This window comes from Stenotrophomonas sp. GL_101 (assembly GCF_057835675.1).
Map to the genome: position 1 here is coordinate 2749706 of NZ_CM174432.1, position 14402 is coordinate 2764107.

A 14402-nucleotide genomic window follows, 5' to 3' on the forward strand; every position below is an offset into this window, starting at 1 on the left:
GGTCGTTGCCGGGGATGAGGCGCCATCACGCCGGAACCAGCCAGCCACCAAACAGCGGGCCGGCGGTGTCACCGTGCTGTGGGTCGAAGCGGAACGTCAGCGGCTGGCCGCTGCGGGTCAGCGTGTGCGGCAGCGGGTAGTCGTGGTCGACGAAATCGATGACCTGGCCGCGCTCGACATCGACCTCCACCGCCAGCGTGCCGTTGACCAGGATGTTGAAGCGCCCCTTGTCGCTGCCCCAGAAGCGCAGCCGCAGTGCCAGCGGCTGCGTGCTGCCCTTCATCACGAATGCCACGAAGCCCTTGCCGCGCACGTCGCGGCACTCCTGGCGCCGGTAGGCTGCCGCGAACGAGGTGTCGCTGGTCAGGGTATGGGCCTGCTCCGAGGCCGTATTGCCGAACTGGATCATGTCCACCGCACTGGCCTGCAGCTCGGCGTGTTCCACCTGGGCCCGGTCGCGACGCTGCGCCTCGGCCGCCCATTGCGTGGCGTCCATGCGCTTGAAATACAGCGCGCTGCGGCGGTCGTGCTGGGCGTAGAACGGTGAGAACTCCAACGCCTGCGGACGCGTGGTGCTGGCCAGGAAACGGCCCGGTTGCGGGAGTGCGATGAAACCGGAGAGCGGCGATACGTCGGCGACCAGCGCCGGGTCGGGCGCATCGTAGGGCGTGCTGGCCGGGCCCAGGTCGGCGGCCAGTGCGAGCGGACCGTGCATCACCACCACGCTGTCTGGATCGCCTGCCGCGTGTTCCAGCCGCAACGGTGTTTCCAGCGTCAGCTCGACCACATCGCCAGCGCTCCAGCGGCGCTCCAGTACCAGGTAGCCCTCAATGGCCTTTGCCGAGGTCTTCCGGCCGTTGAGCGTCAGCACATGCCGCCCCTCCGACCAGGCGGGAAGGCGCAGCAGCACTCGCCTGGGCGCCTTGTCGCCAGCGCGGGTCACCTGCAGCCGGACCCGTCCGTTGTGCGGCACGCCGCTGTCCAGTTCGAGCGCCAGCTCGCCTTCCTTCCAGTCCAACGCGGAGGGGATGTACAGATTGATGTACAGCGACTGCCCGTCCTGCCAGTAAATCGAGTCACCAAACTGTGCGTGCGCTTCCATGCCACTGCCCACGCAGCACCAGAACGAATCGAACTTGTCGGAGAACCCGCGCTCACCGCCGGTGATCATCGGCGTCATGTAGGTGAACATGCCGGTTTCTGGATGCTGGGCCGACATGGTGTGGTTGAGCAGCGTGCGTTCGTAGTAATCGAAGTACCGTGCCTGTGGCGTCCACTGGTACAGGTGCCGGGTCAGCTTGAGCATGTTGTAGCTGTTGCAGTGCTCGCAGGTCTGCTCGGTCAGGAACGCGGCGATGGTGTCGGGCTGCTGGAAGTACTCGCGATCCGCATTGCCGCCAATCACGTAACTGTAGTGCCCGGTCACCGTCTCCCAGAAGAAGCGTGCCGCTGCGGCGGAATCGGCATCGCCGGCGACTTCGAACTGGCGTGCTTCGCCGATGAACTTGGGCACCTGCGTGTTGGCATGGTGGTGTGGCAGATCGTCCCGGCCGGCAATGGCCGGGTCGACGATGTCTTCGTGACGCAGGCGCCTGCCGATGGCAAGCCAGCGCGGGTTGCCGGTACGTGCGCCCAGCTCGATGTACGACTCGTTGAGGCCGCCGAACTCGGTTGCCAGCAGTTCCTGCATCTGGTCGTGGTCGAGCGCATCGAACACACCGGCCAGATAGGCGGCCAGCGGTTGCAGCACCTGCAGCGCCTGGGTGTTGCCTGCCAGCGTGTCGGCATCCAGCAGCCCGGCGAACAGTTTGTGCACGGTATACAGCGGCGACCAGCTGCCGTTGATGTTGAACTTGCTGCCCTTGACCGATCCCGCGCGCATGCGTTCAAAGACGCTCTTGCCGCCGACGATCTCGCCGGCATCGGTCTTGCGGGTCAGCCCACCGACATAGCCATCCGGGTCCTGCGCCTGGGCACGGGCCAGCTCGGCGACGATGTAATCGATGCGTTGCCTGGCCTGTACATCGCCGGTCTGCGCATGCAGCTTGGACAGCGCGCTCAGATAGTGGCCCAGCGTATGCCCGGCGATGGTGTCGCCTTCCCAGCCGCCGTAGATGTCGCCCTTCGGCGGCAGGCCGGCGTACTGCAGGAAATTGTGCAGCAGGCGGTCCGGTTCAAGCTCGAACAGGTAGCGGCGGTTGACCCGCAGCGAATCCAGGAACATCGACGGCTTCAGCGTTACCGCCTGCAGCGGCAGTGCGGTGACCCTGCCGGCCGTCGAGGCCGCCGCATCCAGCGGAAAGCGCAGCATGCCGGCAGCCACCGCCAACGCGCTCCACTGCAGGAAGCGGCGACGCGACGGATCGATCAGGTGGGTGTGCAGCGCCGGATCGGCATGCCCGCACCCGGTTGCGGTCGACGCTCCGCCGCTCACCGCGGCGTGCCTGCAAGGGAGGGGAGCGCGCGCGGACGGGATGCTGGCATTGAGAACCTCCTGGAGTGGGAAGCGCATCGCAGGCAACCGCCAGGGGTCGCGCGATGTCGCCGGTACCGGTAGCAACGACTATCCCGCCAATCGCCGTGCCCGTCTTGCCGAACATGACGCGCCCGGATGCGGAAATGGGCACGAAACCTGCGTGGCACCCCGCGTCGGTTTCATCCGTAGCGGGCCTGCACGTGGACCGTCGCCCCGGCGGAAAACGGAATCTGCACGCGGTCGTCATGGGGCCCGGCGGTCTTCGCCGGCCGCCCGTCAACCACCACCTCCTGCAGCCGGGTGCCGGCCGGCACACGCAGGCTGAGCCAGGTGCTTTTGGGCCGCAGCGCGGGCAGCGTCACGGTCGCCTCGATGCGGCGCTGCACGGTATCGGCGCGCAGGCGCACGCTGACCTTGCCCCACGGCGTCGGCGCATCCTGCAGCGCGATCGGCTTACCGGTCGCCAGCCAGTCGCGTGGCAACGCACGGGCCAGGAACAGCGCCTCGTCCTGGTCGACCACCAGCATCCAGCGCAGCAACAGCGGCACGGTCATCTGCGCCGGCATGCAGAACAGCGGCATGCCGCCGGTGATGCCGGCGACCTCGCCCGCCGTCCAGCTGCCGCGGGTATGCGCCTGGTAGCGGTGCGCATACAGGAACAACCGGTATTCCTCGATCCGGTCCAGACGCAGCAGCTGCTGCGCCTGCCCATAGGAGATGAAACCCAGGATGTCGCGCCCTTCCGGCGTCGGCGTCCAGATGTTGGAGACGATGCCCAGCGTGGTACCACCATGACCGCGCAGGCAATCGAGCACCAGGTGGGCGATATCGGGCGGCAACACGTCGGCCTGCAGCAGCTCGGCATAGGCCCGATGCGACCACAGCTGCTCACTCCTGCTCGGGTCCTGCTGCGACATCGCCTGGCGGAAGGTCTCGCCGGTGCCCGGCAGCGGCCCGAGGTAGGCCGGGCGCAGGTCATGCCGGATGTCGGCACGGATGCTCTCCAGCAGGCGTCGGCGCAACTGCCGTGCGTGCTGCTGCCACAGGCCGCTGGCGCCCTGGCCGCCGGCGATGGCCGGCCACACGGCGGCGATGTCTTCCCAGCCACGGATGGCCAATGCGCTGTTGCCGAAGTACGGCTTCCACCACAGCGACGGATCCGGGTACAGGCAGGCATCGGACTCGCTCCAGCCATGGATCAGGCCATGGCCGCGATCGCTGCGCGGCAGCGCCAGGCTCACCTCGTGCAGCTCGACCAGCAGTGCCGCGGTCGCCTCGATCTTGCCTTGGTGCCTGCGCAGCAACGCCACATCACCGGTGTAGCGCAGGTAGCGCGCCAGCAGCGACAGAGTCAGGCCGAACTGGCCCGTTTCCGGGCCCCGCATGTTCACCAGCCCGTCGGCCTGGGTGTACTCGCTGAGGTAGTTGTCCAGCACCGCCCGGGCCTGGGCGAAGCGGCCCCATTCCAGGTTGGCATACAGCGAACTGGTGAAGGTGTCCTGGAAGCCGTCGTACTCGTTGCCGACGTAATCCCGGTCCACCGCACCGTACTTGGGGTACACCCCGCCCGGGCGCACCACCAGCTCGCGTGCGAAGGCGAAGCGGGCAAGATCGGACCAGCTGTCATCGGGCAGCTGCAGCGGGCTGGCCGGGGCCAGTTGCGCCTGCCAGCCAGCGGCGAAGTCGATCACGCCGCGATAGAAGTCCTCCGCGCTGGCCCCGCTGCGCCGTGGCGGGTAGTCGGGATAGCTGTAGCCGAACACCGTACGCACCGCCCTGCCCTGTTCGACCAGCACCGTGCGGTGCCAGGTCTGCACGATGAAGCGGTCCTGCGCGTGGACATCGGCGAACACCAGCAGGTCGTACCAGCGCCCGTCACCGGCGGGGACCACCTTGTGCACCGCCGGCATCCAGCCGCCCAGCAGCCCCTCCGCGCGGTGCGCGACCTTGTCCGCGTCGGCCAGTTCCGGGAAGGACTGGATCGCCCGGTAGGTGCGGCTGCGCCCGTCCGGGTAGATCTGCATGGTGTCGTTTGCCTGCACGGTGCCCACGAAGGTCGTCCACGGCAGGCGGCCGTTGTGATCCTTCGGGTCCAGCCGCGATGCCGGCGGCGGGGCCACATCGCGCACCTCCTCCTCGCTCGGATCGCCGTTGCGCAACAGCCGGTCGGCCAGCAGGTCCGCCTCGGCCATGGCCAGTTCCGCCAGCGGAATGCCCAGGTAGGGCGGCCGGTCGCTGCCCCACACCGCTTCGGTGCGCTTGCCCAGATTCAGTACGCCGCCGGCGCAGGCCAGGACCAATGCGCCCTGTGGCGTGCGCAGATCCTCATACACGGTCCAGGCAACACCGCGGTGCTGGAAGGTACTCAGCGTAGTGAAGCCGCCAAGATCGACCGTTGCGGCCGGCTCCAGCACCGGTGGCGGCAAGGGCGCTGCCGATGCGCCTTCGGCCGCGCTGTTGCCAACGGCCGGAAGCAGCCCCATGGCAGCGGTTACCACCACACCCTGACGCAGGAAATCTCTGCGATCCATGTTGCCCACGCCTTGCGATGATCAGCCTCCATGCTGCGCGGCGCCGGCCCTGGCGTCTTGTCCCGCACTGCTGCCATCGATGCGGTTTTCTGCACATATCCGCAGCGTCAGTAAGTACCGACGGTGACCCGCAGCACCGGCGGTGCATCGCGCACGAAGTTGAGCCCGTAGTCGGTCTGGTCGCCGTTGAGCAGCCGTTCGAACTGCCACTGGCCCTCCACGTAGCGGCCCTGCTCCACCCGCAGCAGCTGGCCATGCCGCGCATCGGAGGCCACCCGCGCGAACTCGGCACGGGCAGAGAAGCCGGTCAGCAGGAACTGGTCCGCCGCGGTCTGCACCACCAGCAGCCGGCCGCCGTGGTCGCGGTTGCCGGGCAGGATCGGATCGGCATCGCCCCAGTACGGCGCGCCGTAGGACACCCGCACTTCCCAGTCGCCAAACCGCAGCGTGCGCCGGGGCTGACCGGGCTGCTCGGCGACGGCCTGCAGGCGGCCTTCAAACGCCGCCTTGGCCAGGATCCGCTGCAGCGGGGCGAGCTGGCCGAAGTTGGCCGCGTGCGCGGCAGTGGCCGCCTGTTTCTCCGGCGAGTCCAGCCCATCCATGCCAAACACCGAAAAGCCGATCCCGCCCTGCCCCAGCACATGGAACAGGAAGGGCGCGGTGGCCGGCTCGAAACCGGTTTCGGACACCCAGGCCGGGTTGTCCGGGCGTGCGTACTGACCGATCACCTTGGTGTACTCGTTGTAGTCGCTGGTGTAGATGTCGGTGCCGATGAAGTCGATCGACGGCGTGGCCGCGCGCCACAGCTCGAACACGTTGACCGTGGCGCCCCCGGAGGGGTAGTCGATGCCGGGGAATTTCTTGCCCTTGTAACGCAGCCAGGTGTTGACGTACATCGGCATGTCGTAGGCGCGCTTGCCGGCCGCGGCGACCTGTTCGATGTAGTGCGCGGTGCCGTAGGCATTGAAGGCCTCGTCGGCCTCGGCCCCGAACACCTGCTGCCAGCTCCCGGCCGGCCGGCCCAACCGGGCGCTGATCGCCGCCGGCACCGGCTGGGCGAATGCCGCGTTGGCGGCGGCGCCGTGGTCGCGCACCGCCCCCACCGTGCCCGGCTCGTTCTCCACCTGCACCAGGATCACCGTATGGCGCTGGCCATCGACCTTGCGCAGGTGCTGCATCAGCGCGGTGAACGCGCGCGCGTCGGCCTGGACATTGGCCGCGGCATACGGCGACAGCACCTCCAGCGGCTCGCCGCGCGCGTCCAGCGCGCGTGGATAGGTGCCGGCATCGCGCTTGATCCACTCGGGCACGTAGTGCATCTGCCCGTTCTTCCAGCTGCCAAACCACAGCAGCGCCACGCGCAGGCCACGTTTGCGCGCCTGCTCGATCAGCGCATCGACACTGGTGGTGTCGTACTGGCCCGGCGCAGGCTCGAACTGCTCCCAGTACACCGGGGCTTCCACGGTGTTGGCATGCAGCGCCACCACCTGGTCCAGCGCGCCCGGCAGCACCGCCGGCCAGGCACTGGAATTGTGCAGCTGCGCGGCCAGCACCGTGTACGGCGCACCATCGACCAGCAGCGCATGCCGGCCGTTTTCAGTGACAAAGCGCGGCATCTGCCCGGCCGCGATGGCCGGCGCGCAAAGGCAGGCCAGCAACAGGCCCACCGTGGCACGCATGCCACGCCGGCGTGGCGGCGCCGTCCTGCGGCGGAGGCTGGCAGGTGCGGTCATCGCTGCACCGCCGTTTCAGCATTCCAGCGCGGGGTCGGCGCCGCCATCAGGTGGCGGACGAAGAAGTCGAACTGACGCCGTGTCACGTAATCGATGGGCCCGCTGGAGCGGCCCACCGAGTGTTCGCCGCCGGGCACGTTCAGCAGGTCGAAGTCCTTGCCGGCCTTGACCAGTGCGTCCACCACCTGCGCGGTCGAGGCCGGGTCGACATTGCTGTCCTGTTCGCCGACCACCAGCAGCAGGTCGCCACGCAGCCTGGCCGCGTTGACCACGCCGGACGCACGCGCATAGCTGTCGTCCACCGGCCAGCCCATCCACTGCTCGTTCCAGCTGATCTTGTCCATGCGGTTGTCGAAGCAGCCGGCCATGGCCACGCCCACCGTATAGACCTCCGGGTGCAGCTCAAGCGCGCCGAGCGTGCTCTGGCCGCCGGCCGATGCACCGTAGATGCCGATGCCGCGGGCAATGTCGTAGGAGCGGTCGCGGGCCGCCAGCGCCTTGTGCCAGGCGATGCGGTCGGGGAAGCCGGCGTCGCCCAGGTTTTTCCAGGCCACGTCATGGAAGGCCTTGGAACGGTTGGCCGTGCCCATGCCGTCGATCTGCACCACGATGAAACCGAGGTCGGCCAGCGCCTGCATGCCGATCTGCTTGTCGCCCCCGGCGTGGTAGCCGAAGGGCCAGAACGTCTTGGGCACGAACGCATCGTGCGGGCCGGCATAGATGTTCTCCACCACCGGGTAACGCCGCGTGGGGTCGTAGTCGTGCGGCCGCACCACCATGCCCCAGATGTCGGTCCTGCCATCGCGGCCCTTGGCCACGAAGGTTTCCGGCGGCTTCCAGCCCGCCGCCTGCAGGCGCGAGATATCGCCCCGCGCCAGCTCGCGCACCGGCGTGCCGTCGATGCGGTGCAGCGCGGCAATGGGCGCGCTGTCCGGGCGCGAGTACACGTCGACGTAGTAGCGGCCATCCCCGGAGATCGACACCTCGTGATCGGCCGGCGCGCGGGTCAGCCGGGTCAGGTGGCTGCCATCGAAGTCCACGCTGAACAGATGCCGCTGGTAGGGGTCCTGGCCGGCGTCCATGCCGCTGGCACTGAACCAGATCCGGCGTTGTGCGTCGTCCACGTGCAGCACCTCGCGCACCACCCAGTCGCCGTGGGTGAGCTGCTGCTGCACCTTGCCGCTCGTGCCATCGACCCGATACAGGTGCCGCCAGCCGTCACGCTCGGAGATCCACAGGATTTCCCTGCCCAGCCCCGCCACGTCATGGGCAAAGGTGCGATCGGCATGGACGAAGGTCGTTGCGGTCTCTTCCACCGCCGCGTGGGCCTTGCCGCTGCTCGCATCGACCGCGACCACACGCACCGTCTGGAAGCCACGCTGCACGTACTCGATGCTGAAGCTGCCGCTGTCGGCGCGCCACTGGATCGGCGACAGCGAGTACGGGTTGGCCAGCAATGCGCTGTCGATGACCCGGCCAACCCCGGCCACATCGAACAGCACCGGTTGCTCGATATCCACCGCATCGCCCGGCTTGGGATACAGCTGGGTCTGCAGCACCGGTTGCTGTTGGCCCGGCGGCGAACTCTCAACGCGGGTGACCCGCCGCGCAAACCCCGGCGTCACCCGGTACAGCGCCACGTGGCGCGAGTCCGGCGACCAGGCGATGGTTTCCGGGTCATAGAACGCATCGCGGCGACCGTCCCCGGTCAACCGTTTCACGCTGCCGTCGGCCACCTGGCGCAGCACCACGTTGAAGCCCTCGGCATAGGCCTCCCACTGCCCGTCCGGCGAACGCCGCGGCGCGTTGTCGGCGGGCACGCGCAGGTCACGCACCACGCCAAACCCACGCGGTCGCCCCGGCGCTGCCAGCGGCGCACAGACGTAATCGGTCAGCGTGCAGCGCCAGGCCACATAGTCGCTGTCCTGGGTGAAGCGGATGGCACCGTTCGGGTCGCTGCCTTCTGCGACATAGTCAAACTGTGAGAACGGCAACGCCAGCGCTGCATGGGTCTGCTGGCTGGCGCGGGACAGGCCCTGCGCCAGCCGCACCGCATCGAACGCCGGCTGCAGCGTAGCGTTGTCCGGCGTACCCAGCACGAACGCGATGCCGCCGTCGACGGTATGGCGATAGTAGAAGTGCCCATCGCTTCGCCACTGCGCCGGAAACGCCACGTCGCGGGTCAGCCCGCGCCAGGCCTCGCGCAGGCCCAGCGACCGCTGGTAGTCGGCCACCCCCGGTGCGGCAGCGGCAGCGGCCCCTGCCACGCAGGCCACCGCGGCCAGGGCGATACCGATCAACCGTTTACTCGCCATCGTCTTCCTCCAGCTTCAGTTCGCCCGCGCCCAGGCCGCTGCGCGCGCCCCACTGGTAGATGAAGAAGGCAATCACCGCCACGCACGCGGTGTCCCACGGATGGGCGATGACGCCGATGCCGCCGAACGTACCCAGCCACGACACCAGCATCACCAGCACGAAGAACGCGATCAACCATGCAGAGCTGCGCACCTGGCGCAGCACCCGTACCCGCCGCGGCGGGGTGAACAGCTGCGACACTACGTAGCCGGCGTAGATCAGCACCTGCAGGCCCAGCAGCCACGATACCGTGGTCCAGGTCGACCAGTAGACGATCAGCGCGGCGATCATGAACGACAGCGGGCCCAGCACCGCCAACCCCTTCACCCGGAACGGGCGCTCCAGCTCCGGCGCACTGCGGCGCAGCGCGGCCACCGTGACCGGTGCGATCGCATAGCTCAGCACCAGCGCTGCCGAGACCACCCCGATCAGCGTTTCCCACGAGGGGAACGGCAGCGTCCAGAACACCGACAGCGCAAAGCTCAGCCACAGCGCCGGGCGCGGAATGCCGGACCTGGCATCCACCCGGGTCAGGATGGACAGGAAGCCACTGCTGCGCGCCCAGCCATACACCACGCGCGGGGTGGCATTCATGTAGATGTTGCCGGTGCCGCTGGGCGATACCACCGCATCGGCCACCACCAGCGTGGCCAGCCAGCCCATGCCCAGGGCCAGGGCGAGGTCGCGATACGGCAGCGAGAACACCTTGTCCATGCCGGCCCAGCCATTGGCCAGCACCTCCCCCGGCACCGCGCCGAGGAAGGACACCTGCAGCAGTACGTAGATCACCGTGGACAGCGCCACCGACAGGATCAGCGCGATCGGAATCGTGCGTTGTGGATCACGGACCTCGCTGGCCACCGACACGATCGGGGTCAGTCCCAGGTAGGCGAAGATGATGCCGCCGGCGGAGATGGCCGCCTCCACGCCGGCCATGCCGGACGGTGCAAAGCCCTGACTGGTCAGGTTGTCGGGATTGAAGTGCGAGAGCAGCAGCACGATCACCAGCAGCGGCACCAGGAACTTGAACACGCTGATGATGTTGTTGGCCCGCGCGAAGGTCTTGACGCTGAAGTAATTCAGCAGGAAGAACAGCACCAGCAGGCCGAACTGCAGCAGCCAGCCGAGCAGCGTGGGGTGGCTGCTGCCGGGCTGGCTCAACCACGGAAACCAGGCCGCCGCGTACTGCCGGCAGGCTTCCACTTCAATGGCGATCAGGCTGGAGAACGCGATCAGGGTGATGAAGCCGGTCAGCCAGCCCAGCAGCGTACCGTGCGAGTACTCCGGGTAGCGCACCACGCCGCCGGCACGCGGCAGCGCCGCCCCCAGTTCGCAGTACACCAGGCCCAGCAGGAACACCGCGATGCCGCCGATGATCCACGACAGGATGCCGGCCGGCCCGGCAATGGAGGAGACATGGCTGGCGGCGAACAACCAGCCCGAGCCGAAGATCGAGCCCAACCCGATGAAGGTCAGGTCGGTGAGGCTGAGGCGCTTGTGGAACTTTCCTGCTGGTGCCATGGGATCCCCCGGTGGAGCGTTGGGTGCCGATGCCATTGCGGGCTCTGCGCCGCAACGTGCAAGCGAAGGTGGTGGGGCTTGCGTCAGTGCGGCCGGTCATCCCAGGGCGATGGACCGCCCTCGGCAATGAAGCGGTCGATCCGCGCGTCCAGTACCGGCAGCGGCACCGAGCCCAGCGACAGCACCGCGTCATGGAAGTGGCGGATGTCGAACGTCTCGCCCAGCGCGGCCTCGGCCTTGCGGCGCAGCCGCAGGATGTCCAGCTCGCCCAGGTAGTACGACAGCGCCTGGCCGGGCCAGGCGATGTAGCGGTCGACCTCGGTGGTGATTTCGTGTTCGCTCAGCGCGGCGTTGTCGCGCAGGTAGGCCAGCGCCTGGTCGCGGCTCCAGCCCTGGCTGTGCACGCCGGTATCGATCACCAGCCGCGCCGCCCGCCACATCTGGTAGGTCAGGTAGCCGAAGCGCTCGTAGGGCGTGGTGTACATGCCCATCTCCTGCCCCAGGTATTCGCAGTACAGCGCCCAGCCCTCGCCATAGGCGGAAATGTAGGTGTAGCGGCGGAAGTCCGGCAGGCCGGTGTCTTCGGCGGCCAGCGACATCTGCAGCGAATGGCCGGGCGAAGACTCATGCAGGGTCAGCGCCGGGAGCACGTACAGCGGCCGCGACGGCAGGTTGTAGGTGTTGAGCCAGTAGGTATCCAGCCCGCCCCGGCCACCGGTATAGAACGGCGCCAGGTCATCGGGCACCGGTTTGATGGTGAAGCGCTGGCGGGGCACCCGGCCGAAGTACCGGCCCAGGTTGCCGTCCATGGTCTTGGCGATCCAGGCGGCGTGGTCGAGCAGTTCCTGCGGGGTGCTGGCGTAGAAGCGCGGGTCGGTCCGCAGGAACGTCAGGAACTCGGCGAAGCTTCCCTTGTAGCCCACCTCGTCCATCACCTGCTGCATTTCCCCGCGCAACCGCGCTACCTCCTGCAGGCCGATCTGGTGGATCTGCGCGGGGTCCATGTCACGGGTGACGAACTCGCGGATCTGCGCGCGGTAGTACGCCTTGCCATCGGGCAGTGCTTCACCGGCCAACGTGGTGCGCGCATTGGGGAAATAGTCGTCGCGCATGAACTGCAGCAGCGCGTCGTAGGCGGGAATCACGCCGGTGGAGATCGCCGCCATGGCCTGCTTGCGCAGCGCGGCCTGTTGCGCGGCCGGTATGCTGGCCGGCATCTGCTTGAACGGGGTGTAGAACAGGTTCGCCTCGCCCTTGGCCTGCGCCACATCGGCGATGGACTGGTCACGGCCGGTCAGCGTCACCCGCGGCTGGCTGAAGCCTCGGGCAAGGCCGGCGCGCATGTTGCCGATCTGCTCGTTGAAGTAACGCGGGATGTCGGCCAGCTGCGCCAGGTAACGGCGATAGTCGTCGGCGCTGTGGAAGGTGCCGCGCGCGGTGAAGCCCAGGTTGGTCCAGAAGGCGGTGTCACTGTTGAACGGCATTTCCCATGCACGGAAGTGCTGCTGGTCCAGCAGCACCTCGATCTGCTGCCGGTAGACCTGGTAGTTGACCTGGTCTACGGTCGGCAGCTGCGCCTGCGGCACCGCATCCAGTTCCTTCAGCACCTGTTTCCAGTACGCGGTGCGCAGCGCCTGCGTGGCCGGGTCGACCTTGGGCAGGTGGTCGGCGGGCCGGCCGCCACCGTTTTCGTCATCGCCACCGGCCTGCTGCTGCGACCGCCAGGTCCATTCCCGCGTGTACAACGCCTTGAAACGTGCGGCGGCGTCACTGGCGGGCGCGGCGGCGGTTTCAGCAGCGGCGGCGGCGACCGGCGCGACCAGGCCGGTCGCGCTGATGCCCAGCAACAGCGCGAGGGACAGCGGGGAGCGCAGGTTCATGGGGTTTCCTTGGCGGTGCCGGCCGCAGTCACCGGGGCCGCCTTGACCTGGGCAATCCAGGCATCGATGCGTGCATCGAGCAGGTCCAGCGGCATCGCACCGCCCCCGAGCACCGCGTCATGGAACCCACGGATGTCGAAGCGTTCGCCCAGTGCCTGCTCTGCCCTGGCCCGCAATGCCAGGATGTCCAGCTGGCCGATCTTGTAGCCCAGCGCCTGGCCCGGCCACACGATGTAGCGATCGGTCTCGGCCTGGATGCTGGGTTCGTCGTCGGAGGGATGCGCGTGGAAGAAGTCCACCATCTGCTGGCGGGTCCAGTGCTTGTAGTGCACGCCGGTGTCGAGCACCAGGCGGTTGGCGCGCAGCAGTTCACCGGCCAGGTGGCCGTACCGGCTGTAGGGATCTTTGAAGAACCCCACCTCGCCGGCCAGCTGCTCGGCGTACAACGCCCAGCCTTCGATGAAGGCGTTGTAGCTGGCCTGCTGGCGGAACGGCGGCAGCGGCAGGGTCTGTGCGAGGGAAATCTGCAGGTGATGGCCCGGCACGCCTTCGTGATACGCGGTGGTTTCAATATTGACCAGGGTGCGCTCGGTGGCATCGTTGGCGTTGACCATCACGAAGGCCGGCTTGCTGCCTTCCGGGTTGCTCTGCCAGTACTCGGCGCCGGGTGCTTCGCGGCGGAAGGCCGGCATGCCCCTCACTTCCAGCGCGGTCTTGGGCAGCCGCCCGAACAGCCTGGGCAGCTCCGGTTCCATGGCGGCGATGTAGCTGCGGTACAACGCCAGGATCTGCTCGCCGGACGTGGCGAAATGACGCTTGTCGGTGGCCACGGCCTTGCGGAAGCTGGCCAGGTCCCGATAGCCCTGTTCGGTCGCGATCCGGGTCATCTCCGCTTCGATCCGCGTCACCTCGGCCAGACCGATCTGGTGGATTTCCTCCGGCGACTTGTCGGTGGTGGTCTGGGTACGCACGGCGAACAGGTAACGCTTGTCGCCATCGGGCAGCGACCACAGGCCTTCATGCGCACGGCCCTGCGCGGCGTATTCGTCCTTCACGAACGCCGCCAGCCGCGTATAGGCCGGGCGCACCTGCCCGTCGATGGCGGCGATCAGCTGCTGGCGGATCGCCGCGCGCTGCGCCGGGTCGGGCACGGCCTTGTCCAGCGTCTTCAGCGGCGAGGCAAACGCGCTGTCGGCCCCGGCCGGTGCGGCGATGCGGGTGATCTGCGCCGGCAGTTTCTCCAGCAGGTAACGCGGCTGGATCAAACCGTCCTTCGCCCCTTGGCGGGAGACCGCGACAATCTGCTCCAGCAACGCCGGCAGGGCGTTGAGGCGGGTGATGTAATCCTGGTAGTCCTTGGCGTTGTCGAACGGAAACGCATCGCCCATGCCGGCCAGCGACAGCTGGATGCCCCCCACCGGTTCCAGCGGCATCTCATGGGTTTTCAAATCGATCGCGCTCAGCTTGTCGCGCAGCTGGCGCAGCATCATCTGCAGGCTCAGCTGGCGCTGCGGGTCCAGTGCGCCGGCATCCACCGCCTCGAAACGGCCGAGCAGATCGGCCGTGGCCACGCGGTCAGCGGCGACCGCGGCCAGGCTGTAATCGGTCCAGCGGTCGTTGTAGCGCTTGTCGCCGATGATGCTGGCGAACTCCGGGCTATGCGCCAGCTGGTACTGCCACTGCTGGTCCAGCAATGCGTCGAAGGCGTGCGCCGCCGGCACCGTGGCGCCTGCACCGGCAGGCACCGCGCCCGTGCTTCCCACCGGGGCCGTGGACGGCTGGCAGGCAGTGACCAGCGCTGCTGCAAGCAGGCCGATGGCGAGAGGACGGAACAGGGCCATGTACTTACTCCGGTAGCAGGAATCACGAAAGGTGGAACCCCGCCGAACACCGGCACACCCCGCCA

General features: G+C 68.1%; 7 protein-coding genes. All 7 read right to left on the reverse strand.

The window, feature by feature from the left end; all coding sequences use genetic code 11:
* Window positions 1–25 precede the first annotated feature (25 nt).
* The 7 genes from AC3IR9_RS12080 to AC3IR9_RS12110 all read right to left on the reverse strand — a co-directional run bounded on the left by AC3IR9_RS12080 (window position 26) and on the right by AC3IR9_RS12110 (window position 14337).
* Entirely contained in the window at window positions 26–2383 is a 2358-nt protein-coding gene (locus AC3IR9_RS12080) for a beta-L-arabinofuranosidase domain-containing protein (RefSeq protein ID WP_489295813.1), read from the reverse strand.
* A gap of 272 nt (window positions 2384–2655) precedes the next feature.
* The gene (locus AC3IR9_RS12085; protein ID WP_489290992.1) at window positions 2656–5007 is read right to left on the reverse strand and encodes a glucosidase family protein; all 2352 of its coding nucleotides are present in this window, start codon (window positions 5005–5007) and stop codon (window positions 2656–2658) included.
* A 107-nt stretch (window positions 5008–5114) separates the two neighbouring features.
* A complete protein-coding gene (locus AC3IR9_RS12090; RefSeq protein ID WP_489295815.1) occupies window positions 5115–6686 on the reverse strand; it encodes a DUF5597 domain-containing protein in 1572 nt (523 codons plus the stop codon).
* Between the two features lie 50 nt (window positions 6687–6736).
* Window positions 6737–9055, reverse strand: a complete 2319-nt coding sequence (locus AC3IR9_RS12095; protein WP_489290993.1) for a S9 family peptidase — start codon at window positions 9053–9055, stop codon at window positions 6737–6739.
* Complete coding sequence (locus AC3IR9_RS12100) at window positions 9045–10616, reverse strand: APC family permease (protein WP_489290994.1); 1572 nt, start codon at window positions 10614–10616, stop codon at window positions 9045–9047. Before AC3IR9_RS12100 ends, AC3IR9_RS12095 begins: the two co-directional genes overlap by 11 nt.
* Before the next feature lie 83 nt (window positions 10617–10699).
* Window positions 10700–12496 carry a DUF885 domain-containing protein gene (locus tag AC3IR9_RS12105; RefSeq protein ID WP_489290995.1) on the reverse strand — a complete coding sequence of 599 codons (1797 nt, stop codon included), beginning with the start codon at window positions 12494–12496 and terminating at the stop codon, window positions 10700–10702.
* On the reverse strand, window positions 12493–14337 hold the full coding sequence (locus tag AC3IR9_RS12110; protein WP_489290996.1) for a DUF885 domain-containing protein: 1845 nt from the start codon (window positions 14335–14337) through the stop codon (window positions 12493–12495). Before AC3IR9_RS12110 ends, AC3IR9_RS12105 begins: the two co-directional genes overlap by 4 nt.
* Window positions 14338–14402 lie beyond the last annotated feature (65 nt).